Annotated in this window: 26 protein-coding genes and 1 pseudogene; 12 read left to right on the forward strand and 15 right to left on the reverse strand. The window is 67.6% G+C overall.

Features of this window, described 5'->3' with window-relative positions; genetic code table 11:
- Window positions 1-191: 191 nt before the first annotated feature.
- The 4 genes and pseudogenes from CHU93_RS08210 to moaB form a co-directional block, all read right to left on the reverse strand.
- A pseudogene (locus tag CHU93_RS08210) lies at window positions 192-443 on the reverse strand (PA0069 family radical SAM protein); the annotation flags it as partial.
- A complete protein-coding gene (locus tag CHU93_RS08215; protein ID WP_243375427.1) occupies window positions 421-861 on the reverse strand; it encodes a DUF3224 domain-containing protein in 441 nt (146 codons plus the stop codon). The gene CHU93_RS08215 and the pseudogene CHU93_RS08210, both read right to left, overlap by 23 nt.
- A 51-nt stretch (window positions 862-912) precedes the next feature.
- A complete protein-coding gene (locus CHU93_RS08220) occupies window positions 913-1,365 on the reverse strand; it encodes a hypothetical protein (RefSeq protein WP_086117425.1) in 453 nt (150 codons plus the stop codon).
- Between the two features lie 4 nt (window positions 1,366-1,369).
- Window positions 1,370-1,897 carry a molybdenum cofactor biosynthesis protein B gene (moaB, locus tag CHU93_RS08225; RefSeq protein ID WP_094473613.1) on the reverse strand — a complete coding sequence of 176 codons (528 nt, stop codon included), beginning with the start codon at window positions 1,895-1,897 and terminating at the stop codon, window positions 1,370-1,372.
- A 59-nt stretch (window positions 1,898-1,956) separates the two neighbouring features.
- Here moaB and CHU93_RS08230 point away from each other — a divergent pair, with 59 nt between their 5' ends.
- Window positions 1,957-2,337, forward strand: a complete 381-nt coding sequence (locus CHU93_RS08230; RefSeq protein WP_094473614.1) for a VOC family protein — start codon at window positions 1,957-1,959, stop codon at window positions 2,335-2,337.
- A 6-nt stretch (window positions 2,338-2,343) separates the two neighbouring features.
- On the opposite strand, the gene CHU93_RS08235 is transcribed toward CHU93_RS08230, so the two are convergent.
- From CHU93_RS08235 to CHU93_RS08245, 3 genes are read right to left on the reverse strand one after another with little or no spacing between them, the layout of a single operon-like run.
- Window positions 2,344-2,817 (reverse strand): tetratricopeptide repeat protein, encoded by a 474-nt coding sequence (locus CHU93_RS08235; protein ID WP_094473615.1) that lies wholly within the window; start codon window positions 2,815-2,817, stop codon window positions 2,344-2,346.
- Window positions 2,814-4,658: a lytic transglycosylase domain-containing protein gene (locus CHU93_RS08240; protein ID WP_094473616.1), complete on the reverse strand. Its 1,845-nt coding sequence runs from the start codon at window positions 4,656-4,658 to the stop codon at window positions 2,814-2,816. The genes CHU93_RS08235 and CHU93_RS08240 overlap by 4 nt, the downstream gene beginning before the upstream one ends.
- A complete protein-coding gene (locus tag CHU93_RS08245) occupies window positions 4,655-5,398 on the reverse strand; it encodes a uracil-DNA glycosylase family protein (RefSeq protein WP_094473617.1) in 744 nt (247 codons plus the stop codon). Before CHU93_RS08245 ends, CHU93_RS08240 begins: the two co-directional genes overlap by 4 nt.
- A gap of 114 nt (window positions 5,399-5,512) precedes the next feature.
- Here CHU93_RS08245 and CHU93_RS08250 point away from each other — a divergent pair, with 114 nt between their 5' ends.
- The 5 genes from CHU93_RS08250 (at window position 5,513) to CHU93_RS08275 (ending at window position 11,383) form a co-directional block, all read left to right on the forward strand.
- The gene (locus CHU93_RS08250) at window positions 5,513-7,162 is read left to right on the forward strand and encodes an electron transfer flavoprotein-ubiquinone oxidoreductase (RefSeq protein WP_094473618.1); all 1,650 of its coding nucleotides are present in this window, start codon (window positions 5,513-5,515) and stop codon (window positions 7,160-7,162) included.
- A 226-nt stretch (window positions 7,163-7,388) separates the two neighbouring features.
- Entirely contained in the window at window positions 7,389-9,047 is a 1,659-nt protein-coding gene (locus CHU93_RS08260; protein WP_094473620.1) for a tetratricopeptide repeat protein, read from the forward strand.
- Between the two features lie 50 nt (window positions 9,048-9,097).
- Window positions 9,098-9,913, forward strand: coding sequence for a 4-(cytidine 5'-diphospho)-2-C-methyl-D-erythritol kinase (locus CHU93_RS08265; protein ID WP_094473621.1), 816 nt, complete (start codon window positions 9,098-9,100; stop codon window positions 9,911-9,913).
- Window positions 9,914-10,241: 328 nt separating this feature from the next.
- Window positions 10,242-10,541, forward strand: a complete 300-nt coding sequence (locus CHU93_RS08270) for a hypothetical protein (protein WP_086117436.1) — start codon at window positions 10,242-10,244, stop codon at window positions 10,539-10,541.
- Window positions 10,542-10,666: 125 nt separating this feature from the next.
- Window positions 10,667-11,383 (forward strand): N-formylglutamate amidohydrolase, encoded by a 717-nt coding sequence (locus CHU93_RS08275; protein ID WP_094473622.1) that lies wholly within the window; start codon window positions 10,667-10,669, stop codon window positions 11,381-11,383.
- Here the strand turns inward: CHU93_RS08275 and CHU93_RS08280 are convergent, their stop codons facing one another.
- The gene (locus CHU93_RS08280) at window positions 11,384-11,995 is read right to left on the reverse strand and encodes a hypothetical protein (protein WP_094473623.1); all 612 of its coding nucleotides are present in this window, start codon (window positions 11,993-11,995) and stop codon (window positions 11,384-11,386) included.
- 72 nt (window positions 11,996-12,067) lie between these two features.
- On the opposite strand from CHU93_RS08280, the gene CHU93_RS08285 reads away from it, so the two are divergent.
- Together CHU93_RS08285 and CHU93_RS08290 are read left to right on the forward strand one after the other, a co-directional pair.
- Window positions 12,068-12,406: a PadR family transcriptional regulator gene (locus CHU93_RS08285; RefSeq protein ID WP_094473624.1), complete on the forward strand. Its 339-nt coding sequence runs from the start codon at window positions 12,068-12,070 to the stop codon at window positions 12,404-12,406.
- On the forward strand, window positions 12,394-13,023 hold the full coding sequence (locus CHU93_RS08290) for an HAAS signaling domain-containing protein (protein WP_094473625.1): 630 nt from the start codon (window positions 12,394-12,396) through the stop codon (window positions 13,021-13,023). The genes CHU93_RS08285 and CHU93_RS08290 overlap by 13 nt, the downstream gene beginning before the upstream one ends.
- Window positions 13,024-13,034: 11 nt before the next feature.
- Here the strand turns inward: CHU93_RS08290 and CHU93_RS08295 are convergent, their stop codons facing one another.
- Window positions 13,035-13,415: a VOC family protein gene (locus tag CHU93_RS08295; RefSeq protein WP_094473669.1), complete on the reverse strand. Its 381-nt coding sequence runs from the start codon at window positions 13,413-13,415 to the stop codon at window positions 13,035-13,037.
- A gap of 197 nt (window positions 13,416-13,612) precedes the next feature.
- Here CHU93_RS08295 and ilvD point away from each other — a divergent pair, with 197 nt between their 5' ends.
- A complete protein-coding gene (gene ilvD / locus CHU93_RS08300; protein ID WP_094473626.1) occupies window positions 13,613-15,331 on the forward strand; it encodes a dihydroxy-acid dehydratase in 1,719 nt (572 codons plus the stop codon).
- Here the strand turns inward: ilvD and CHU93_RS08305 are convergent.
- The 4 genes from CHU93_RS08305 to CHU93_RS08320 form a co-directional block, all read right to left on the reverse strand.
- The gene (locus CHU93_RS08305) at window positions 15,282-16,046 is read right to left on the reverse strand and encodes a GGDEF domain-containing protein (RefSeq protein ID WP_094473627.1); all 765 of its coding nucleotides are present in this window, start codon (window positions 16,044-16,046) and stop codon (window positions 15,282-15,284) included. The genes ilvD and CHU93_RS08305 overlap by 50 nt on opposite strands.
- A 101-nt stretch (window positions 16,047-16,147) precedes the next feature.
- On the reverse strand, window positions 16,148-16,660 hold the full coding sequence (locus CHU93_RS08310) for a GNAT family N-acetyltransferase (protein WP_243375430.1): 513 nt from the start codon (window positions 16,658-16,660) through the stop codon (window positions 16,148-16,150).
- Window positions 16,657-17,799, reverse strand: coding sequence for a glutathionylspermidine synthase family protein (locus tag CHU93_RS08315; protein ID WP_094473628.1), 1,143 nt, complete (start codon window positions 17,797-17,799; stop codon window positions 16,657-16,659). Before CHU93_RS08315 ends, CHU93_RS08310 begins: the two co-directional genes overlap by 4 nt.
- A complete protein-coding gene (locus CHU93_RS08320) occupies window positions 17,796-18,137 on the reverse strand; it encodes a hypothetical protein (RefSeq protein WP_133064355.1) in 342 nt (113 codons plus the stop codon). The genes CHU93_RS08315 and CHU93_RS08320 overlap by 4 nt, the downstream gene beginning before the upstream one ends.
- A gap of 99 nt (window positions 18,138-18,236) precedes the next feature.
- Between CHU93_RS08320 and CHU93_RS08325 the strand changes: the two genes are divergently transcribed.
- From CHU93_RS08325 to CHU93_RS08335, 3 genes are read left to right on the forward strand one after another with little or no spacing between them, the layout of a single operon-like run.
- Window positions 18,237-19,619, forward strand: a complete 1,383-nt coding sequence (locus CHU93_RS08325) for an NAD(P)H-hydrate dehydratase (protein WP_094473630.1) — start codon at window positions 18,237-18,239, stop codon at window positions 19,617-19,619.
- Between the two features lie 2 nt (window positions 19,620-19,621).
- A complete protein-coding gene (locus tag CHU93_RS08330; protein ID WP_094473631.1) occupies window positions 19,622-20,815 on the forward strand; it encodes a class I SAM-dependent RNA methyltransferase in 1,194 nt (397 codons plus the stop codon).
- Window positions 20,816-20,841: 26 nt separating this feature from the next.
- Window positions 20,842-21,438, forward strand: coding sequence for a YdeI/OmpD-associated family protein (locus CHU93_RS08335; protein WP_094473632.1), 597 nt, complete (start codon window positions 20,842-20,844; stop codon window positions 21,436-21,438).
- Between the two features lie 203 nt (window positions 21,439-21,641).
- Here CHU93_RS08335 and CHU93_RS17730 read toward each other — a convergent pair whose 3' ends face one another.
- Together CHU93_RS17730 and CHU93_RS08340 are read right to left on the reverse strand one after the other, a co-directional pair.
- Complete coding sequence (locus CHU93_RS17730) at window positions 21,642-22,088, reverse strand: MAPEG family protein (RefSeq protein ID WP_207759254.1); 447 nt, start codon at window positions 22,086-22,088, stop codon at window positions 21,642-21,644.
- A gap of 58 nt (window positions 22,089-22,146) precedes the next feature.
- Window positions 22,147-23,229, reverse strand: coding sequence for a 1,9-bis(guanidino)-5-aza-nonane synthase (locus CHU93_RS08340; protein ID WP_086118024.1), 1,083 nt, complete (start codon window positions 23,227-23,229; stop codon window positions 22,147-22,149).
- Window positions 23,230-23,306 lie beyond the last annotated feature (77 nt).

Consider the following 23,306-nt stretch of genomic DNA (forward strand, 5'->3'; position numbering starts at 1 on the left):
AACGCCCTGACAGGAAGGCTCATGAATAAGGCGGGTTAGGATCGAATCAAATATGGAATCGCATCAATCATAAAGTCAATTAGTTAGTGCAATATATAAACAGGTTTTATTGTATGGCGCTATAGAAGTTATGGATGGGGGGGGATACTATTTTCGTTGGAGGTATTTTATTGGCCTCGATTGCACATAACATGCTCACAGCCCCGATAGGCGTTGATCGACCGGTCAAACGGCACGTCGGGGGATTGGTTCCTGGTGATGATCGTGCGCGGCCGTTCCACCGTCACCGTGGTGCGCAAAGCGGGCGCTTCGCCATCCACCAGCGCCAAGTGATCCGCCCAATCGCCATCCGCATGCCGCGCCGCCAGGCCAAAGCGGGTCGGCGTCGCATTGGCCGGCGCACCGCGGCCCCGCATCGCTTCAGGGCGCGGCGGGAAGCTCATAGCGCATCGTGTAGAAATGATCCTTGCCGCTGATGCGGATCGTCATCGTGCCGCTGATACTGGCCAGCGCACCCGTGCCCGATCCCGGCACAATGACGATCTGCAAGTGCTGGCCATCGCCGCTCATCGTGCCGCTGTGCTGCAGGGCAAAGCCGCCGCTGCGCCCGGCCAATCGGCCCGTCACCAGTTCCATCGCGACATAGCCGGCAGCCCCCTTGGCCGGATCACCGCCGCTCAACATCAGGCCGCCGCTGCTGGCAACCAGATCGCCGCTGAACTGCTTGTCCAGCCGATATTGCCCGATGCCGCCGGGGGCCGCGGGCAGGGGCGTCAACTGCACGTTGAATTGGCCAGTGGCCTCGGCCGCGCCGGCCGGCATTGCACCCATCATCAACAAGGCCCCGGTCATCCACCGCATGGATGCGAACGTATCAGGAACGAACGCCGCTGGCCAGCGCCAATTTCGCGCTCAGGCCGCGACATGCCCCAGCGCCAGCGCCTCCCGCGTCAACACCTCGCGGCGCAGGGCATGGGCATCGGCCAGGGCATTGTGGGGCAGGGCGCTTTGCCGGGCGGTTTCAAAGCCGGGCAGGTTGATGAGGTCAAAGCGCACATGGGGCACCATGCGCCGGCCCTGGAACACCAGCAGGGCAGCGGCATGGGCAATATCTTCCGGCCAGTCCGCCACCAGCACCGGTTCGGCATCGGCGGCGAGATAGGCGGCCAGCCCGGCCACCACCTCGGCCCGGCTTTGCGCGGCGGCGCCCAACTTGGGCATCACATGCTCCGCCACCCAGCGCAGCGGCCGGTGGCAGGGCAGCACGGCATAGAAATCGCCATGCCCCTCCAGCTCCGGCACCAGCGCGATGGAAATCAGCGGCCCGTCAAAGCCATTGAATTCGCAATCAAGGAAATAGCGCATCGCCTCAGCGTTCCTGCAGGCGCGGGATCAGATCGGCAAAATTGCAGGGCCGGTGCCTGCTGTCGAGCTGGGCGGCCAATATGCCATCCCACCCGTCCTTCACGGCGCCGGTGGAGCCCGGCAGGCAGAAGATATAGGTGCCGCGCGCCACCCCAGCACAGGCGCGGGACTGGATGGTGGAGGTGCCGATTGACTGGAAGCTGAGCCAGCGGAACAGCTCGCCAAAGCCGGGGATCAGCTTTTCGGCCACCGCATCCAGCGCTTCGGGCGTCACGTCGCGGCCGGTCACGCCGGTGCCGCCGGTCGAAATGATCACATCAACGCCCGCATCATCAATCCAGGCGTTGAACTGCGCCACCAGCGCCGGCACCTCATCCGGCACAATGGCGCGGGCGGCGAGCCGGTGGCCAGCGCCCAACAGCCGTTCCACCAGCGTGTCGCCACTCCTGTCGGTCGCGGCCACGCGCGTGTCGCTCACCGTGGCCACGGCAATGTTCAGCGGCAGGAACGCAAGCGACTCATCAATGGGCATGAAACAAGCTAAGCTGCTGATTGCCGCCTTGTCATGGTGGCAGAACAGCGGGGGGCGATATGGCACGGGTGATGGCCTTGTTGTGCGTGGCAGACCGGGACCGCGCACGGGCGTTTTACAGCGACATATTGGGCCCGGTGTTCGGCATCGGCGCACCGGTGATCGATCCGTTCGGCGATCAATTCCCCTGCGGCGATGGCTTCATCCGCCTCACCACCATCCCCGGCTGGCAGGCGGGCCAATATCCGATGCTGGGCTGGCAGGTGGATGATGCCACCGCCGCAAGCCGGGCGCTGCTGGCCGCCGGTGTGGCGCTGCTGCGCTATCCCGGTTTTGATCAGGATGATCTGGGCCTGTGGCACTCGCCTGATGGCGGCGCCGTGATCGGCTGGTTCAACGACAGTGAGGGCAATCTGCTCAGCCTCACCCAGCAGGGCTGAACCGGCTCAGGCCGCGCGCTTGCGTTCGCTGGGCGGGCGATAGCCGGCCTCGATCGCCTTGCGGATCCACTCCTGCCCTTCGGCGGCATCGCGCGGCACGCCCCGGCCAGCGAGATAGAGCAACCCCAGCCGATATTTGGCTTCAGCCAGGCCCGGCTGGTCCGGCGCGCTGCGCACCGGCATCACGGTGCCGGCCGCGCCATTGATGCCCGGCACATAGACCCAGATGGTGCCGCTGGTGAAGCTGGCGGCCTGGCGATAGAGCTGCGCCGCCCGCTCCGGATCGGCGGCAATTCCGCGCCCTTCCTCCAGCCGGATCCCCAGTTCCAGCTGGGCCGGCTTGTCGCCCCGCCCCGCCTGGCATTCCAGCATGGCAAGCGCGCCCGCCGCCGGGCCGGGGCAGGGCCGCGCCTGGCCCAGCAAAAGGCTGGCACAGCCACCCAGCAACAGCGGCAGGGCCAGCAGCAGCGCCCGGATCATTTCCCGCCGGCCACCGCGCGTTCGTCGTCATTCCACAGTTCGGGCCGGAAACTGCCCGGTTCGGGGCGGGGCCGCACCGCCGCCGGTTGCAGCTTCACCATGGCCGGCCCGCCAATGCCCGGCAGGCGCGGCCACAGGCCTTGCGCCAGCGCGTCCAGCGCCGCCGGCTGCTCGCCTTCGCGCAGGGCATAGATCCAGTAATTCCTGAGCACGATTTCCACATAATGGCGGGTCTCGCGATAGGGGATGGATTCGATGAACAGCAGCGGGTCGCCCTGGTCATCCAGCGTGCGGTTCCAGGTCTGCACCGCGCCCGGCCCGGCGTTATAGGCCGCGATCACCTTGGGCAGCAGGCCGGCGGTCAACCCCATGCGGCCCAGCACCTCCAGATAGGTCTGGCCCAGCTCGAAACTATAGGCCGGGTCGCTCATGTCACCGGCACCCAGCGGCCCTTGCAGATATTCCGGATTCTCCCGCGCAATCCGGGCGGCCACCAGCGCCCGCGTGTCGGGCATCAACTGCATCAGGCCACGCGCGCCCACCCGGCTGGTGGCGGTGGTGGCAAAGGCCGATTCCTGCAGGGCATGGGCAAAGGCCAGGGCGCGCGGCACCCGCCAGCCGCGGAACGGCACCCAATCCGGCGCCGGATAGCGCGCGCTCAATGGCGCCTCCAGCCCCAGTGGCGGCTTCACCGCCAGGCTGTACTGCGTCGCCGGCAGATCAAGCCGCGTCGCCAGCCGCAATATGGCCGGAAAGGCATCGGCCGGCGCGGTGGCAGCCAGGTGCCGCAATTCCCGGTCAGCCAGGCCCAGTTGGCCGATTTCCACCAGCGCGGCGGCACGCTTCGCGCCCGGCACGTCTTTCAGATAATTCCAGTCGGCGGTGATGAAATCCGGCTCGCGCCAATCCAGCCCCTGGTCCACCCCCAGGCTGCGCCGCGCCAATATGCCGTAAAATGTGCCGGCCGCGCCCGCCGCCTTGCCCAGCCGGTCGGCCCGCCTTCCGGCATCGCCCAATTGCCCCCACGCCCGCGCCGCCCAGAAGGCAGCGGCGGCCAGCGCATCCTCGCGCCCGTCCGTCACCAGATCAAAGGCCTGCGCCGCATCGCGCCAGCGCCCCAGGCGATACGCGGCCAATCCGGCTGTCCACGCGCCATCAGACGCGCCCCGGCCCAACCCGGCAGTGGCCTCCAGCCCCATGCGCCAGGCCGCCAGATCATCGCCCATGCGATAATGGTTCCAGGCGATGCGCGCCGCCCAATCGGCGCGGGCAAAGCCCGAAAGCCGCGGTGCCTCGGCCAGCCAGATGCGCTCCGCCTCGTCATTGCGGTCGGCCGCCAGCAGGGGCTTCAGCCGGCTGCCGATGTCGCCATCCGCCGGCCCCGGCGCAATGCTGTATCCGGCGGCGCTGGCAGGCCGCACCGGCCGCACCTCGGGCAGCAGCGGCAGCGGCGCGGCATCGGCGCCCGGCATGCTCTCGGCGAGCTTCGCCACCTTGCCCGCCAGCGGCAGATCGGCATTGCTTGCCAGCCAGGCCACCAGCTCGGCGCGGGTCAGCTTCACGCCGGCCCCGCGCGCCACGATCAGCGCGGCGCGCGCGCTTTCGCTGAGCAGACCAGCAGGAAGGGCGGCCAGCGCCGTTTCCGCCTTGGTCAAACGCCCGGCGTCGATATCAAGGAAGATCTGGCGATAGGCCGCGCGCTCCGCCTCGGTCAGCTGCGGCGGCACCCGGCGCTGACGCTCGGTGATGCCGGTGGGGGCGACCACGGTGATGGTCGGCGATGCCGGCGGCGGCAGCGGCTCCATCTGGGCCGCCACCAGCAATATTCCCAGTCCGATCATGCGATTGCCGCCCGGAACAGCTTCAGATGCTCAAAGGCCTGGCGCTTCAACTCCTTGTCGCCGCGCATGGTGCGCGGGTGGAAACTCGGCAGCAACTGCGCCGGGCCCCAATCAAACCATTTGCCCCGGCTGCTCGCCAGCCGCGCCTGCGGACCTGCCACGTCGGCCGCGCCCTGGCCCAAAGCCAGCACCAGCCGCGGCGGCTGGAAGCGCACCAGCTGGTCGAGCACCGGGCCAAAGCGGGTGAAATGTCCCGGCGGCGGCTCGGCATCGCCGGGCGAGGGGAAGGGCAGGCGGCTGACCAGTGCCGCCCGGTTCCAATCCAGATCAACGGCGGCCAGCATGCGATCGATGGTGTCGCGGTGCGCCGGGTCTTCATCCGGCCGGTCAATGAGCAGCCACACGCCGCTTTCCACCGCGCCGTGGAACAGCAATGGCGGGGTTTGCCGTGCCTGCGGAAACTTGCCCAGCAGCGCCAGCAACGCCGGCACATCCGGGCAATCCAGCGCCGGGTGGCGTTCGGGCGCTGGCTTGGCAGGGGCCAGCCTGGCCGCTGGCGCGGGTTTTTCCATCGCTGGCGGCGGCACCGGTTGCATCACCGGCTCTGGCACTGGCTCCGGCACCGCCTCCAGCCAGCGGCGCGGCGCATCATCCACCGCCACATCGGCCCCGGCTGCCACCAGAAACGCCAGCGCGGCGCGGGCATCTTCGGCAGACAGGAGGGGCGGGGGGTGCGACACGCTTGCCAAAAGCACCAGTGTCGCCCGTCTGGTCAAGCCTTGGCAGTGCCGCTATCTGGTGAAGCATGGCAAAGCTGCGGCGTGCTGCCGTGGCCAGGATGGGGATGACGTACAGTGAGCGAACGCGAATCCATGCCCTATGATCTGGTGATCGTGGGCGGCGGGCCGGCTGGCCTGTCGGCGGCGATCCGGGCCAAGCAGGAGGCGCAGCGCCTGGGTGTGGAGCTTTCGGTCTGCATCCTCGAAAAGGGCAGCGAAATCGGCGCGCATATCCTGTCGGGCGCGGTGGTTGATCCCAAGGCGCTGGATGAACTGCTGCCGGAATGGCGCACGATGGATTCGCCGCTCACCGTGCCGGTGACCGAAAACCACCACTGGGTGCTCACCGAAACAAAGAAATATGATTTCCCCCATGCCCTGCTGCCGCCGTTCATGCAGAACAAGGGCTGCTACACCGTCAGCCTCGGCAATCTCTGCCGCTGGCTCGCCACTCAGGCCGAAGCACATGGTGTGGAGATCTTCCCCGGCTTTGCCGCCGCCGAAGTGCTGTTCAACGATGATGGCAGCGTGAAGGGTGTCGCCACCGGTGATATGGGGATCGCCAAGGACGGCACGAAGAAAGACAGCTGGACGCCGGGTCTGGAAATCCACGCCAAATATACCTTCTTCGCCGAAGGTGCGCGCGGCCACCTCTCCAAGCAGATCATCAACCGCTTTGACCTCCGGAAAGACGCGCAGCCGCAAATCTATGGCATCGGCCTGAAGGAATTGTGGGACATTGATCCCGCCAAGCATGTGCCGGGCCGGGTGATCCACAGCCAGGGCTGGCCGCTGTCCGATGCCAATGGCGGCGGCTTCCTCTATCACCAGGCCAATGGCCAGGTGGCCTTGGGCTTCTCGGTGTGGCTCAACTATGACAACCCGCACCTCTCCCCGTTCGAGGAGTTCCAGCGCTGGAAAACCCACCCGGCGATCCGCGAGATTCTGCAAGGCGGCCGCCGTGTGAGCTATGGCGCGCGCGCCATCAACGATGGCGGCTGGCAGGCCGTGCCGCAACTGTCCTTCCCCGGCGGCGCGCTGATCGGCTGTTCGGCCGGCTTCCTCAACGTGCCGCGCCTCAAGGGCAGCCACACCGCGATGAAGACCGGCATGATGGCCGCCGAATGCGCCGTCGCCGCCATTGCCGCCCAGCGCAGCGGCGACCGGCTGGCCGAGTATGACGCCGCCTACAAGAAGAGCTGGGTGCACGATGAGCTGAAGATGGTGCGCAACGTGCTGCCCGCCGTCGAGAAGTTCGGCACCACCATCGGCACCGCCATGGGCGGCATCATGATGTGGATGGAATATCTGGGCTATGAACTGCCCTTCACCTTCAAGCTGACGCCCGACAACACCCACATGCGCAAGAAGGATGAGGCGCCGAAGATCGTCTATCCCAAGCCCGATGGCGTCATCAGCTTTGACCGGCTGTCGAGCGTGTTCCTCTCCAACACCAACCACGAGGAAGACCAGCCCTGCCACCTGACGCTGAAAGACCCGTCGGTGCCGGTCGAGGTCAACTATGCGCTCTATGACGAACCGGCCCAGCGCTATTGCCCGGCCGGTGTTTATGAAATCGTCGGCGTCGAAGAAAACGCCCCGCGCCTGCAGATCAACGCCCAGAACTGCGTCCACTGCAAGACGTGCGATATCAAGGACATGACCCAGAATATCAACTGGGTGGTGCCGGAGGGCGGTGGGGGCCCCAACTATCCTAACATGTAGCGCAGCGCGATTCTGGTAATCCTCCCCCTCTGGGCGAGGTGCCGACCCCGGCGAAGGCCGGGGAAGGCGGAGGGGGCGCGCCCTTCCAACTGTTCCGTGGCCTTGTCCTCCTTGCCCCCTCCGCCCTGCGGGCACCTCCCCCAGAGAGGGAGGATCGGCTCGTTGTCCCCCGCGACCGCCACACCCCTCGACAAGCCGCGCCCGCCCGGCCAATGTCCGCCCCCACATGCGCAGCCTCGCCGCCCTCCTGATCCTTGCCGCAGCCGCCACGCCGGCGCTGGCCACGCCCACGGCGCTGCCGCGCACCGCCTATGTGCTCGGCCGCTATGCCTGGCTCGATCATGATGTGGAGCGGGCCGCCCGCCTGCTGGAAAGCGCCCGGCTGGCCGATCCGGCGTCGGCCAGCATCACCCGCCAGGCCTGGGAACTGGCGGTCGCCGCCGGCGATGGCCCACGCGCCTTCAAGCTGGCGCAGGCCATGGGCGCCGCGGGCAACCGTGATGCCGAAGTGGTGATCACCCGGCTCGCCGATGCCGTGCTGAAAAAGGATTGGGCGGCGGTGCAGCAGCTGCGCCCCGCGCTGGGCGTCCAGGCCTGGCCGCAGGTTGCCGGCCCGGTGATCGATGCCTGGGCGCAATTCGCCCGTGGCGACACCGATGGCGCATCGGCCGCCATGGAGCCGGCGCGCACCCAGGGCTTCATGCGGCCCTATTTCGCCGAACAGCGCGCGCACATGTTGGCCGCGCTTGGCCGCTGGGACGCGGCGGCCAGCGCCTATGCCCGCGTGCGCGCCGGCAATGGCACCGCCGCCGCCGTCCTGCGCCAGGGCCAGGCCGATGCGCTGGCCATGGCCGGCCGCAAGGACGAGGCGCTGGCGCTGCTCTTCCCGTCAGACCGGCCAACAGCCGTAGCGCGCCAGCGGCTGGAGGCCGGCAAGCGCCTCGGCCCGCTGGCGCCCGATGCCCGCAATGCCATGGCCTGGATGTTCCTGCGCTTCTCCGACGATCTTGCCCGCGAACGGGCCGAGCCGCTGGCGCTGTTCTTTGCACGGCTGGCCAGTTTCATGGCCCCGGAACAGCCGCTGCCCTGGCTCAGCGTCGCCGATCATCTTGCCCAGGCCGGGCAGAACCAGGCCGCGCTCACCGCGCTGGCCCGGGTGCCGGCCGGGCTGGGCCTTGATGAACTGGCGCGCAGCCGTCGCGCCGAAGCGCTGGAGGCGATGGGCGCCGGCAAGGAGGCTGGCGAACTGCTGCAGGCCGCCGCCGCCGCGCCCGGCGCCAGTGTGGAGGATCTGGTTGGCCTTGCTGCCTGGCACCAGCGCGCCGGCCGCCATGCCGAGGCGGCCACGGCCTATGGCACCGCCATCGATCGCTTTGGCGCCGGCATGGGCGCCCAGGCCTGGAACCTCCATTATCTGCGCGCCATCATGCGCGACCGCGCTGGCGACTGGCCGGGTGCGGAGGCGGATCTGAAGACTGCGCTCACATTGTTCCCCGATGAAGCCGGCGTGATGAACTATCTCGGCTACACGCTGATGGAGCGGGGGGAGCGGCTGGCCGAGGCCCAGGCCCTCATCGAAAAGGCGGCGAAACTGCGCCCCGGTGATGGCGGCATCATCGATTCGCTGGGCTGGCTGCAATTGAAGCTGGGCCAGGTGGATGAGGCGGTGGCGACGCTGGAACGCGCGCTGGCGCTGGAGCCGGAGGACCCGACCCTGATCAGCCATCTCGGCGATGCGCTGTGGAGCCAGGGCCGCCGCATCGAAGCCCGGTTCCGCTGGCGCCAGGCGCTGGCCATTGTTGCCGAGGGCGATGAAAAGCGCCGGCTGCAGGCCCGGCTGGATTATGGGCTGGATGCCGCGCCCGCCATGCTGGCCCAACGCTGATTGCGCCGATAGGGCTTGAACCGACGCCGCAGCCGCGCCAATGCGCAGCCATGCTGCACGAACCCGCCCCGGCCAAGATCAACCTGGCGCTGCACCTGCGCCGGCGGCGACCCGATGGCTATCATGATCTGGAAAGCCTGTTCGCCTTCACCGAGTTTGGCGACACGCTGACCGGCGAAGCCGCCGACGGGCTCAGCCTCACCCTGTCCGGCCCGATGGCGGCGGCGGCGGATGTCGGTGATGACAATCTGGTGCTGCGCGCCGCCCGCGCCCTGGCATCGGCAGCCGGCATGAGCGCAGGCGCCCGCCTGCATCTGGAAAAGCGCATTCCGGTCGCCGCCGGGCTGGGCGGTGGCTCGGCCGATGCCGCGGCGGCGCTGCGCCTGCTCAATCGCCTGTGGGGTCTGGGTTGGCCGCTCGATCGGCTGGCCGCGCTTGCCGAGCCGCTTGGGGCCGATGTGCCGGTGTGCGTCCACAGCCAGACGATGTTCGGGGCGGGGAAGGGGGAGCTGTTGTCGCCCTGGCCCGGCAGCATGGCCGGCACGCCGCTGTTGCTGGTCAATCCGCGCGTGGCGGTGCCCACCGGCCCGGTGTTCGCCGGGTGGGACCGCCAGGATCGCGGCGGCATCGACCGCACCGCCCCGCTGACCGCGCTGCGCAACGACATGACCGCCGCCGCCGTTGCCATCCAGCCGGTGATTTCCGATGTGCTTGCGCAATTGTCAGCCCACAAGCCGATCGTGGCACGGATGAGCGGTTCGGGTGCCACCTGCCTCGCACTTTTTGACACCAATGCCGCAATGGCGGCCACGGCCGATGCGCTGGCGGGCACCGGCTGGTGGATTTGCGCCACGGCGATTCGCTGAACCCGAGTTGCACTCAACAGATTGAAGCGCGACTCGAAAGATCGCCTGAGTCGTGCTCGAAAAGGCCGCCTGCGGCATGGGTGCGACGCCGTAAAAACCCTACGTCATTTGTCCAACATATTGATATTGCTGTGCCGCACTGCAGCAAGCTGATGCACGCTCAAAATGGCTGTTGACGGGGAACTGAGCCACGCTTAAACCGGCCTCAGTTGATTTGAGCAGTGCTCAGCCGAGCTCAACCCTCCCCCCTCGGGCCGGCCAGCACTGTTCAGATCAGTCGGAATTTCAAAGCTCTGCGGCCAACCCCCGCTGCAACAGGAGAAGAAACATGTTCAACCGTCTGATCGCCCTGCCGTTCGCCATCGCCGCCGCCGCCACCTTCGTTGGCGCCGCTGCTGCCCCGGCCAACGCCGCCGAAGTCAGCTGCAAGGCCACCCCGGCCCAGATCCGCACCCTGGCGGCCACCAAGGGCGGCGAAGAAGCCGGCAAGGCCATCAAGCTGGTCGCCACCGGTGAAAAGCTGTGCGAAGCCGATGCCAAGTTCGAAGCCGGCAAGAAGTTCGCCGCCGCTGCCAAGCTGCTCGGCACCGAACTGGCTGCCCTGCCGACCGCCGTCGCCGGCCAGTAAGCCTCTGGCCCGGCCAGCCCGGGCCATTCTCTCCCTTCCATCCTCACCCAAGGATGAACTTCATGGCCCGGCGGCCCCCCGCCGGGCCATTTTCTTGTCGGCCGCTCTCCGGTAAGGACAGCGCGATGCGCTTGCCCGAAATCCTGCCCGGCACCGCCGATCTGCTGCTGATCGCCGATCATGCCTCTGCCGATGTGCCGCCCGGCATCGATCTGGGCGTGCCGCCGGCCCTGATGGCCGATCATGTCGCGGTCGATATCGGCACCGATGCGCTCACCCGCCGGCTGGCCCGCGCCTTGTCTGCCCCGGCCATCATCGCCACCGTCTCGCGCCTCGTCGTCGATCTCAACCGCGATCCGGCCGATCTTGGCGCCGTGCCGGCCAGCAGCGATGGCCACATGATCCCCGGCAACTGGAATCTGCCCGATGCCGAACGGGCCTTGCGCGTGGCCGCCATCCATGTGCCCTATCATGATGCAATTGCGGCCGAAATTGCCGCCCGGCGCCCGGCGCTGATCATCTCCATCCACAGCTTCACGCCGCGCCTTGCCACGCGCCCTGACGAGCAGCGCCCATGGCCCGTGGGCATCCTTTACAACCAGGATGACCGCGCCGCCCGCTGCGGCCTCGTCGCATTGGCCGCGCGCGGGCTCCACGTGGGCGACAACCAGCCCTATTCCGGCCGCGACCTCAATTACACCATGGACCGCCATGCCGAGGCGCAGCACATCCCCTATCTGGGGATCGAGGTGCGCAACGACGGCCTGCAGAGCCGCGAAGGCATCGCCCGCTGGACCCACATCCTGGCCGATTGCATCGCCACCGTGCGCCGCGGCCTGTGATCAGCCGGCCGCCGGCCGCGCGTGCCGCCGGGCCGCAATGCGCACCGCCAGCGCCGCCAGCAGGATGATCACCGGCACCAGATACAACAGGCTGTTGCCGATGCGCTTGCCGTTGGACACAAGGAACACCACCCACAACAGCCACAGGCCCGCCGTGTGCAGCCGGGCCCAGGCGCGCCCGCCCATCGCCGCCGCCACCCGGTCGATCGATGTCGCCGCCATCAGGGCAATCATCCCATAGGCGATGCTGCCCGACACCACCGACACCGGATTGGTCAACTGCCAGAACAGCACGGGATCGGCATCGTGCAGCAGCAGGATGCCGCCGGCATGGATCAGGTGGGAAAAGGCAAAGCCCAGTCCCAGCCAGCGCCGATTGGCCAGCAGCCAGCCTGATGCCGGACCTGGCCACAGCCGCGCCGTGGCCGATGCCAGAAATGCCCCCAGAAACAGCAGCAGCGATGTTCGCGCCGTCCACTGGATCACCAGGCGCATGGCGGCGATCGGATCGCCAGCCAGTGCCAGCAGGCCGGCCGTCATCACGGCCAGCCCCGCGGCAATGGCCAGAAACAACGGCGCGCCCCCCGGCCGGCTGCGGTCGCTGATGTTCATGCTGAGTCTCCCTATGCCTAGTAATACTGAGCTATGGCTTGACCCTTAGCATTGCAAGGCTAAACTGCGGCCATGAACCCGGAAATGCTGAAGGGCCACCTCGACACAATTCTGCTGGCCACGCTGGCCGACGGGCCGGCCCATGGCTACGCCGTGATCCAGGCCATCCGCCAGCGCAGCGACGGCAGCCTCGATCTGCCCGAAGGCACCATCTATCCGGCCCTGCACCGGCTCGAACTCGCCGGCCTGCTGCGCAGTGACTGGACCAGCCCATCCGAAGGCCGGCGCAAGCGGGTTTACGCCCTGACACCTGCCGGGCTGGTGGCGCTGGGCGAACATCGCGCCAACTGGCAACGCTTTGCCCGCGCCGTCGGCGCCTTTCTGGATGGGGCGGCGCCATGTCCGGCCTGAGCTCCGGCCTGATCGATCATTATCTTGCCGATCTGCAGCGGCGGCTGCGGTTTGATCACCGGCTGGCCGCGCGCGCCCGCGCCGATGTGGAGGAATATCTGGCCGAGGCGCTGGATGGCGCCGACACGCGCGCACCCGGACCCCAGGCGGCGCTGGCGCGCTTTGGTTCCGCGGCCGACATGGCGCGCCTCTATGCCGAAGCCGCGTTGCCGGAACGCTTGCGCGACACGCTGCGCTGGCTGGTGTGCCTGGTGGTGGCGACCTTCCTGTTCATGCGCCTGCGCACGATGGCGATGGGCCTGGCGGATGGCGGTTCGGCCTGGCTGGCGCTGGCCGATGGGGCCGGCTTTGGTCTCGGCGCCCTGTTGTGCGGCCTGGCGTGGCGGGTCGGTGCCGGGCCGGCGGCGCAGGCCGGCCGCCTGATCCTGTGGGCCTTTGTGGCGCTGGCGGCGTCGGCCGCGGCCAATCTGCTGCGCGCGCCGCTGCGCCTCGCGGCGGATGCCAGCGCGGCCGATCTGGCGCTGCTGCTGGCCAGCGGCGCGCTGCAACTGGGCCTGTTGATCTTCGGCGCCGTGCAATTGCAGCGCATGGGCCGGCACCTGCGGCTGCTGGCCTGATCACGCTGGACTCACCCCGGCGGCTGCCACAATTCGATGGCATTGCCTTCGGGATCATGAAGCCGGGCAAAGCGGCCAGTTTCGGGCGCGTCCCATTCCGCCCGGGTTTCCACCGCGATGCCCGCCGCGCGCAACCCGGCAATCAGGGCCTCGATCCCCGACACGCGCAGGTTGATCATGAACGCCTTGTCCGCCGCGAAATAGGCGGTGTCGGCGGGGAAGGGGGCAAACACCAGCGGGCCCGCCATCGTCATCCAAGCCCATTCGTCCACCGGGCCCATGGCATGGGCGTTGCAGCCGGCCCCGATGTTGAGATGCGCCTTGTACCAGGCCGACAAACCATCCGGATCGCGCGCCCGGAAGAAAATGCCGCCGATGCCCTCCACGCCCATGGCCTGCTCCTGCTGCCAACTTTTGAGCAGCGTGCCCGCCCGCCGGGCGTTCGGCAAGCGCTGCGCTGTCTTACACCGCTGAAACTGGGCATGATGCACGTGCCGCGCCTTGTATGCGGCCAGCATGGGGCCATAACCGGCTTGACCGGCCGGCTCCGCTTTGGCAGGGCAATAATGTTATCGATTGAGGCCCCCAAATGACAAGATTCGACAAGTCCAAACTGCCATCCCGCCATGTTTCGGTCGGTCCCGAGCGGGCGCCTCACCGGTCCTACTATTATGCCATGGGCCTGTCGGAGGAGGAGATTGCCCGGCCGTTCGTCGGCATCGCGTCGGCCGGCAATGATTCGGCGCCGTGCAACACCACATTGGATGCCCAGGCCGATGCGGCCCGGATTGGTGTGAACGAGGCCGGCGGCATGCCGCGCCGGTTCAACACCATCACTGTCACCGATGGTATCGCCATGGGCCACCAGGGCATGAAAGCTTCGCTTGTGTCGCGTGACTGCATCGCCGATTCGGTCGAACTGTCGATGCGCGGCCATTGCTATGACGCGCTGATCGGCTTTGCCGGCTGCGACAAGTCGCTGCCCGGCATGATGATGGCGATGCTGCGCCTGAACGTTCCGTCGATCTTCGTCTATGGCGGCTCCATCCTGCCCGGCCGTTTTGAAGACAAGGATGTGACCGTGGTGGACGTGTTCGAGGCGGTGGGCGGCCATGCCGCCGGCAACTGCCCGCTCACCCGCCTGACAGCGCTGGAAAAGGTGGCCTGCCCCGGCCATGGCGCCTGCGGCGGCCAATATACCGCCAACACCATGGCCTGCGTTGGCGAAGCCATCGGCCTGTCGCTGCCCAACAGCAACATGGCGCCCGCCCCCTATGGCAGCCGCGGCGATATCGCCATCGCCGCTGGCAAGCAGATCATGACCCTCATTGAGCGCAACCTGCGCCCGCGTGACATCTGCACCCGCGAAGCCTTTGAAAATGCGGCTCGCATCGTGGCGGCGACCGGTGGCTCCACCAACGCCGCGCTGCACCTGCCGGCGATGGCCAACGAATGCGGCGTGAAGTTCGACCTGTTCGACATGGCCGAAATCTTCAAGACCACGCCCTACATCGCCGACCTCAAGCCCGGCGGCAAATATGTCGCGAAGGACATGTATGATGCCGGCGGCGTCTACATGGTGCTGAAGACATTGTTCGATGCCGGCTTCATCCACGGCGATTGCATGACGGTCAGCGGCAAGACCCTGGCCGAGAATATCGAGGAGATCAGCTGGAACCCCAACCAGAAGGTGATCTATCCGGTGGCGAACCCGATCACCCCCACCGGCGGTGTCGTCGGCCTCAAGGGCAGCCTCGCTCCCGAAGGCGCCATCGTGAAGGTGGCCGGCATGCAGAATTTGCGCTTCACCGGCCCGGCCCGGGTGTTTGATTGCGAGGAAGATGCCTTCAGGCAAGTCGAAGAGCGCGGCATCGAGAAGGGCTGTGTGATCGTCATCCGCTATGAAGGGCCCAAGGGCGGCCCCGGCATGCGCGAAATGCTGTCCACCACCGCCGCGCTCTATGGCCAGGGCCTGGGCGCCGAAGTGGCGCTGATCACCGATGGCCGTTTCTCGGGTGCCACCCGCGGCTTCTGCATCGGCCATGTCGGCCCCGAAGCGGCCGAAGGCGGCCCGATCGCGCTGGTCGAGGATGGCGACATCATCAGCATCGATGCCGTTGCCGGCACCATCGATCTGCATGTGGACGAGGCGACCCTGGCCGCCCGCCGCGCCAACTGGCAGCCGCGCAGCACCAATTACCAGTCCGGCGCCATCTGGAAATTCGCCCAGACGGTGGGCCCCGCGCGGCTGGGCGCGGTCACCCACCCCGGCGCCAAGGCCGAAACCCACATGTTCGCCGATATCTGAGCTGTTCAGGCTGCCAGGCGCGTCTGGTTGCGGCCAGCGCGCTTGGCGCCATACATCGCCATGTCGGCCGCCTGAACCGCATCAAGCAGGTTGGGGCCGGGCGCGCCGGAAATCCCGATGCTGGCGGTGATGCGCACCGGGCAGGTCGCATCCAGGATGGTGACCTGCTCGATGCCGGCCCTGATGGCTCGGCCTGCAGCATTGCCGTTTCGGCATCGGTATCGGGCAGGAACATGGCAAATTCCTCTCCGCCAATGCGCCCGACCAGATCCCCGCTGCGGGCGCAGCGCAGCAGAGTCTGGGCAATGCCGTTGAGGACATGATCGCCAACGGCATGGCCGTGGGTATCGTTGATCGCCTTGAAATGATCGAGATCGATCATGAGAATCCGGCCAGGTTGCCGGGCGTGCAGCTCTTCGGCCGCCCTCACGAAGGTGGCGCGGTTGGCAAGACCGGTCAGCGGGTCGGTCTCCGCCAGTGCCTTCATCCTGGCATAGGCCTCGGCCAGTTCGTCATTCAACCGGCCAATACGCTCGGCCTGACGTGCCAGCGAATAGGAAATCGTGCCCGACAGGCAAAGTGGCAGCAGCGCTCCGAGCACCCAATAGGGCATGGGAATCTCAAGGCCCGGTTCACGCGACATCACGGCCAACACCGCCAGCGTGACGCTGACGGAAATGGTGACTGACCGGATGACCTTGATCCAGATGCCCATGGTTGCGGCTGCAGTGCCCCTTGCCCGATGGCTTGCAATAGCAAAATTGCATCGCCGAGTCAGCCGGCACGCGAACCAAAATGCCGGCCGGGCCGCCGCGATCAGATCGCCCCACCGTGCAGGGCAAAGCGCTTCCTGATCCGGTCCACCGGCGTGCCATCGTTCAACGGCACGGCCGGAACCACCTCGTGGTCAACAAAGCCCATGCGGCTGTAATAGGCGAGGCCGCCCACATTGTCGGCCCGGATGGTGGCATTGATGGCAGCAAGGCCCAGCGCGCGGGCGCGGCCAACCGTGGCGGCAAACAGCGCGCTGCCCACGCCGCGTTGGGTGCCGCCGATGCGGGAAAAGGTGGCGATGTCGCCAATGCTGGGCGGCAGAAAATCTTGCGTGCCCAGGGTCTGGAAGCCGGCGATTTGCCCATCGGCTTCGGCCACGAAACAGCAGTGCACGCTTGGCCCGGTCAGATAGGCCGCATCCAGCTGCTCGGGCGCAAACGGGGTTTCAAACGCCGTCGTGCCGCCGCGCGCGATGATGGCATTGAGCAGCGCGGCCAATGCGGCGGCATCGGCGCTGGTGACTGGGCGGATGCTTGGGGTGGGGATGGCCATCATTGCTCCAGGATCAGATGCGGGACAAAACGCGCCAGATTGCCGGTGATGGGGCCATCCTCGCGGATGCCGATGCCCACCGGGGCGCCATCCACCGTCCAACTGCCGATCACCGGCCGCTGGTCATCCCGGCCGGGCAGGGGATAGAGCGCCTGATAGACAAAGCCTTCCGCGCCATAGGGGCCATCGCTGGCGGCGCCGCCTTCCGCGCCGATGATGCGCACATTCGCGCCTTCGCGGCCCAGGATCGGCTTTTCCACCTGCGCACCGGCCAACGGCCTGCGCCTGGTTTCCAGCAGGTTGGGGTGGCCCGGAAACAATTCCCACAGCACCGCCAGCATCGCCTTGTTGGACCACAACATTTTCCAGATTGGCTCCATCCACAGCGTGGTCGACAGGCTGTCGATCACCTGGCGGCCGAAGGGTTCGTGCACCAGCCATTCCCACGGATACAGCTTGCAGATCGCACCCATGGCGCGGCCATCCAGATCGACAAAGCGGCGGATATCCCGGTCCCAGCCGATATCGCCCATTGCGATCAGGCTGGTGGCGATGCCGGCTTCGGCGGCGCAATCGGCGTGATAGGCAATGGTCACTTCATCCTCGCCGCTCGCGTCAGCCGCAGCGGCGAGATAGAGTCGGCTGGTGCCGGTGGGCGGTGCGATCTCGCGCCACCGCGCCACCAGCGCTTCGTGCAGGCTGTTGAACTGGTCGGCCGCGGGAAACACCGCCTGTTTCCAATCCCACTGCACCACGGCGGCCTCCAGCAGGCTGGTCGGCGTGTCGGCGTCGAATTCGAACAATTTGGGCGGCCCGCTGCCATCCCAGCCCAGATCGAAGCGGCCGAGATTGAGGGCTCTGGGCTCCCCGTCCCAGGCGGCGCGGATGGCAGCGTGGCAGAATGAAGGGATGCCCAGCTCGCCCAGCCGATCCGCATCGATCACATGCTGGCCGGCGGCCAGATACAGGCGATAAAGCTCGGCCGTCGCCGTTTCCAGCACGGCCACCTCGTCGGGCGTGAAGACCCATGCGGGGTGTTCATCCCAATAGGCGCTGCCATCAGCGCGGCTGTGCCACACCAGCCCCAGCTGGCTGACCCGCTGCTGCCAATCGCTTCGCGGCGTGCAGTCGATGCGCCTCACGATCCCACGCTGCCGCGTGCCGAACCGCCGAGCCCGCCGCGCACCACCCGGCCTTCCGGGCTGCGCACCTCGCCGTTGCCGGGGCTGCTGCGATGCTCACCAATGGCCTGGCCTTCCGCCGGCACCGCCTGGCGGTTGCTGATATAGGCATGGGAAAAGCCGCGCGCCGTGCCGCCGCTGCCCTGGCAATTGGCCTCGGCCACGCGCCGGCCCATGGCATCCTTGCACAGGCGAATGCTGGCATCATCGGCATCGGGCGTGCAACCGCCCAGCATCGCCGCCGAAACCAGCCCAACCATGGGCAGGGCGGGCAGGTGTTGAGGCAGGGGGCGGCGCATGGGCTGCAATATAGGCGCAGCTTGCGGCCGTGCCAGTGCTGGTCGCACCAAAATCGGAAAGGGCTTGCCTCGCCAGCGGGGCTTTGCAAGTGAACGGCCATGTTCCAGATCCAACCCGGTTTGCCGTTGGTGACGGCCGCTGCCATGCGCAGCGCCGAAGCCGCCGCCATTGCCGCCGGCACCCCGGCGCTCACCCTGATGGAGCGCGCAGCCCAAGCTGCTGCCCACGCCATCCTGGCCCACCTGCCGTCCCGCCGTGCCACCGTGCTATGTGGCCCTGGCAACAATGGCGGCGATGGCTATGGCATCGCCATCGCCCTGTCGGCTGCCGGGGTTGCGGTCACGGTGGCGGCCGATGCGCCGCCCCGCCGCGAGCCGGCGGCGACCATGGCCGCGCGCTGGACCGGCCCGGTGGTGCCGCTGGATGCAGCGCCACCAGCGCCGCTGATCATCGATGCGCTGTTCGGTATCGGGCTTGATCGCCCGCTCGACAGCGCCAGCCAGCGCGCCATCGATCGGCTGCGCGGCCACGGCCGGGTGGTGGCCATCGACATTGTTTCAGGCCTGCACGCCGATCGCGGTACCGCCCTGGGCCAGCCGCTGGCCGCCGAACTCACCATCGCCTTTGCCGCGCCCAAGGCTGGGCATCTGCTGGCGGATGGCCCGCGCCATTCGGGCCGGCTCGCGGTGGTGGATATCGGCGTGCCGGTCGAAACCGCCATGATGCTGATCGATCGTCCCCGCCTGATCGGCCCGGCGCCCGATGCGCACAAATATGATCGTGGCTGGGTGCTGATGGTGGAAGGCAAGGCCGATCACGGCGGCGCCTCCAGCCTGGCCGCGCTGGCGGCGCTGCGCAGTGGGGCCGGGCTAGTGACCATCGCCGGCCCCGGCACGCATCTGCCCGCCATGGCCGTGATGCGGCGCGATGACGAGGAAGCCGCCAATCTGCTCAACGACCGGCGGCTGGGCAGCGTCATCATCGGCCCCGGCATGCTGCCCGACACGCGCGCCCGCGGTTGGCTGAAACGCCTCACTTGGGCTGGCAAGCCCCTGGTCATCGATGCCGGCGCCCTGCGCCTGCTCGCCGAAGAGCCGGTGGGTGCCCCCTCGGTCCTCACCCCGCACGAAGGCGAATTCACCCAGATGTTCGGCCCCATCGGGGACGACCGGATCGCCGCCGTGCAAAAGGCGGCCAGCATCACCGATGCCGTCGTGCTGCTGAAGGGCCCCACCACGGTCATCGCCGCGCCCGACGGCCGGGTTGCGATCAACACCCACAATTCGCCCTGGCTGGCCACGGCCGGATCGGGTGACGTGCTGGCCGGCATCATTGCGGCCCTGCTGGCCCAGGGGCAGCCGCTGTTCGAAGCCGCCTGCGCTGCCAGCTGGCTGCATGGGGACGCCGGGCGGCGCATGGGGCCGGGGCGGATCGCCGATGATCTGATCGCCATCCTGCCCGAGGTGCTGGCCGGGCTGTGACCATGCCCGTCCCCATCGTCAGGCTGGCCGCACGCGGCGATGGCATTACCGAAGATGGCCGCTTCGTGCCGCTGGCGGCCGTGGGCGACCTGATCGATTTCGGCAGCGATCCGCCGCGTATCCTGCCCGGCCCCCATCATGCGGCGCCGGCCTGCGCCCATTATCCGGCCTGCGGCGGCTGCCAACTCCAGCATCTTGATGAAGCCGCCTATCGCGATTTCGTGCACGATCGCCTGGCCCGCGTCGTGCCGTTGCCGCCCGATGTGCGCACCGTGGCACTGTCCCCACCGCGCAGCCGCCGCCGTGCCAGCCTGAAGGCCCTGAAGCGCGGCGGCAAGCTCAGCCTCGGCTTCCACAGCGAGGGTACGCACGCCCTGGTCGATATCAGCGACTGCCCGGTGCTGGCGCCCGAACTGATGGCGCTGCTGGCGCCCTTGCGCAGCCTCCTGAAGGCGCGGCTGAAAGACGGGCAGGGCGCCGGCATCGCGCTCACCGCGTCTGACAGCGGGGTCGATGTGCTGCTCGCCAATGTCAGCGCCGAAGGCTTGGCCGCGATCGAGGCGCTCACCGATTTTGCTGCCGCCCATGATCTCGCCCGCCTTTCGGTGGAAGGGCCCGGCGGCATCGATACGCTGGTTGAACGCCGCGCGCCCGTGCTCGCCATGGGCGGGGTGGAGGTGGCGCTGCCGGTCGCGCCCTTCCTGCAGGCCACGCGTGAAGGGGAGGCGGCGCTGGTGGCGGCCGTGCGCGAAGCCGTGGGCGATGCCGGCCGCGTTGCCGATCTCTTCTGCGGCCTCGGCACCTTCGCGCTGCCGCTTTCCACCACGGCCGCCGTGCTGGCGGTCGATGCCGCCGGCCCGGCCGTGATGGCGCTGGGCACCGCCGCCCGCCGCGCCGGCCGGCGCGTGGAGGTGCAACACCGCGACCTGTTCCGCCGACCGCTTTCGGGCAAGGAACTGGCCGGGCTGGACGCCGTGGTGTTCGATCCGCCGCGCGCCGGGGCGGAGGCGCAGGCGAGGGCGCTGGCCGCCAGCCCGGTGCCGGTGATTGTCGCTGTTTCCTGCAATCCCAACACGTTCGGGCGCGATGCAAAGATCCTGATGGATGCCGGTTGGCGGCTCGCCAGCCTGTGGCCCGTGGCGCAATTCCGCTGGTCCTCCCACGTCGAACTGGTGGCGCGTTTCGAACGGGGGTAATCTGGTTGGGCAGGGGAGGGTTCGCCATGCCAACCGATGACCGCATCACCGCCTATATCGCTGCCCGGGCCGCGTTTGCCCAGCCCATCCTCAATCATCTGCGTGGGCTGATCCACGCGCATGTTCCGGAGGCGTCCGAAACCATCAAATGGGGCATGCCCTTTTTTGAATGGCGCGGGCGCCCGCTGGCCATGATGGCGGCGTTCAAGGGCCATGCCGGCATCGGCATTTTCGACGGCAGCCCGATGGCGAGCGGAGAGGGGATGGGCAACCTCGGCAAGCTGGCCAGCCTGGCTGATCTACCGTCAGATTCCGCGCTGGTGGAACGGCTGAACCAGGCACTGGCCCTGATTGCGGCCGGCGGCGGCGGCATGCGCCAATCCGCCCGCCTGCCGCGCCCGCCCAAGGCCGAAATTGCCATGCCCGATGATCTGGCCGCAGCGCTGGCCGCCAACCCGACGGCCCAGTCGCACTTCGCCAGCTTCCCGCCCGGCTGCCGCCGCGAATATCTGGAATGGGTGACCAGCGCCAAACAGGCCGCCACCCGTGCCAAGCGCATCGACACCACGGTGGCCCAGGCGGCCGAGGGCAAACGACTCAACTGGAAATATGAAAAATGCTGAGCCCGGCGCCCGCCTGAAGATCCTCCCCCGTCGAAAGAGGACCAGATAAAGATCCTCCCCCTCTGGGGGAGGTGCCCGCAGGGCGGAGGGGGCTCGCAGGCGCCNGCAGGCGCCGCGCCTGCCACTTTGGGCCAAGGCTCCCGCCCCCTCCGCCTCGCGTTGCTCGGCACCTCCCCCAGAGGGGGAGGACCGACCTGCGCGTCTTATGCCATCGCCGCGCCCAGCCCCAGCGCCAGCAGCCCGAACAGGCACAGCGAAGCCAGCGCAAACACCAGGAAGCGCACCAGCACCCGGTTGGACAATATCTGCACCAGGCTGTGCAGCACACGCAAGATCGCATAGCCCCAGGCCAACTGCACCGCCATGCCGGTCCCGGCGCCCATCAGCGCCAGCGCGAGCGTGGTGGCATAGAAGATGGTCGGCTGCTCCATCAGGTGGTTGTAATTGTCGGCCACCCAGCTGGCCTTCACCTCTCCGGCGGCGACCAGATCGTCGCGCAGGCTCTTGCCGGTGCTGCCCACCATCTTGGTGCCATCAATCCCGGCCCGGCTCATCGCCGGCAGGCGGGTGGCATACATCCACAGCCAGACAATCATCGTCCAGCCCGCCAGCACCAGCATCGGCAGCAGGATCGGTTGGTGCGTGTCCATGAAAAAACCCTCCCTGGTTATGGCAGGGAGGGTTCTTCCTTTTCAGCGGGAAGTCAAATCAGGCGAACAGCTTCCCCCAAGCGCGCTTGGCGCGGGTCTTCCAGTGGCCGCGGTGATAGGCGTCGCTCGCGAGCAGCGGCATCACGCTGCCGGCTTCGGCGAACACCATCTGCTCGATGCCGGTGTTGACCTTGCCCCACGAGGCGGCTTCCTGCAGCGTGGAGGACGAGCAGGCACCATCCCGCACGTCGGCCACGGTGATCTGCACGGCATATTTGTGCACTTCCACATCATGGTGGCCCAGGATTTCGGCGCACACCACCGTGTCCTGGATGAAGTTCTTCGGCACGCCGCCGCCGATCATCAACAGGCCGGTGGTGCCAGCCTTGATCTTGATCTCGGTCAGCTCACGGAAATCGGCGATGGCATCCAGCATCATATAGGGCTGGCCGGCCTTGGCGCGGTCCACCTGGTGCTTGACGAGGCCGAACCCGGCCGAGCTGTCGACAAAGGCCGGGCAGAAGATCGGCACATCATGCTCATAGGCGAGCTTGACCAGGCTGTTGTCCTTCTTGCCGTGCTCAACCAGATATTTGCCCATCTCGCGGATGAACTCGCGGCTCGAATAGCCGCGCGGTTCCAGCGTGTTGGCAATCTCGCCGATGGTGTGATCGGTCTGCTGCAGCGCCTCTTCGTCGATATAGGTGTCATAGATGCGGTCGATCAGCAGCGAGCGCAGCGTGTCGTCATCCGGCACTTCCAGGGCCTGATAATGCTTGTGGCCCAGGCCTTCGAAGAAATCCATGTCCACGATCGATGCGCCGGTGGCAACGATGCCGTCGACCATGTTGTTGCGCACCAGCTCGGCATAAAGATCCATGCAGCCGCCGGCCGAGGTGGAGCCGGCGATGACCAGGAAGATGGTGCAATCCGGGTCCTGCAGCATCTGGTTGTAGATGGCAGTGGCGCGGGCCAGATCGCGGCTGGTGAAGCTCATCTTCGACATGCCGTCGATGATCGGGCGGGCGTCAAAGCTGGTGATGTCGATATGTTCAACCAGGGTGGACAGCAGCTCGGCCTTGCGCTGGCGCTCGGCCGGGCTGAGTTCGGTCACAACATGGTTCAGCGTTTCGGTGCTCATGGGTGTGCTCCCGGAAAAGTGCGTGATGGCCCGGCGTTCCAAACGAAACGCCGCCCGCGGCCGGGGGAGTCCGGCGC

The sequence above is a fragment of the Sandarakinorhabdus cyanobacteriorum genome, assembly GCF_002251755.1.
GTDB lineage: Bacteria > Pseudomonadota > Alphaproteobacteria > Sphingomonadales > Sphingomonadaceae > Sandarakinorhabdus > Sandarakinorhabdus cyanobacteriorum.